Annotated in this window: 1 protein-coding gene and 1 pseudogene (both cut by a window edge); both read left to right on the top strand. The window is 79.3% G+C overall.

The window, feature by feature from the left end; translation table 11 throughout:
• Window positions 1–64: the 3' portion of a carbamoyl-phosphate synthase large subunit gene (gene carB, locus FrCorBMG51_RS23750; RefSeq protein WP_047225230.1), read on the top strand. Its footprint begins 3,359 nt before the window's first position; 64 of the gene's 3,423 nt are visible here — the last part of the coding sequence; its start codon lies off the left edge, out of view; its stop codon occupies window positions 62–64.
• Window positions 65–74: 10 nt separating this feature from the next.
• Window positions 75–338: pseudogene (gene pyrF / locus FrCorBMG51_RS28825) on the top strand (orotidine-5'-phosphate decarboxylase); it runs 637 nt beyond the window's last position.

Raw genomic sequence — 338 nt, 5'->3', positions numbered from 1 at the left:
CGGGCCCGCCGGTACCGCGCGGGCCTCGGTCGGCGACACCCACCGGCAGACGGTGATCGGATGATGGTGGCCGGATGACCGCGTTCCCCCGGACCCGGCTGGGCAGCTGGACGTCACGCCCACCCCTGGCGGTCGCGCTGGACGTGCCCGACGGGCCGGCCGCGCTGCGCCTGGCCGCGGCGGTGGCCCCGCACGTGGCCGTCCTGAAGGTGGGCCTGGGGCTGTTCCACCGGGAGGGGCCCGGCGTCGTGACAGCCCTGCGGGACGTGATCACGGACGGGCCGCGCGGGACGGACGGCCTGTCCGGCGCGGCCACGGACGGGCCGCGAGCCGGCGGG

Origin of the sequence: Protofrankia coriariae (genome assembly GCF_001017755.1) — a bacterium.
Taxonomy (GTDB): Bacteria; Actinomycetota; Actinomycetes; order Frankiales; family Frankiaceae; genus Protofrankia; species Protofrankia coriariae.
Note: the sequence above shows the minus strand (reverse complement) of the source record. Positions and strands in the feature narration are given on the sequence as shown.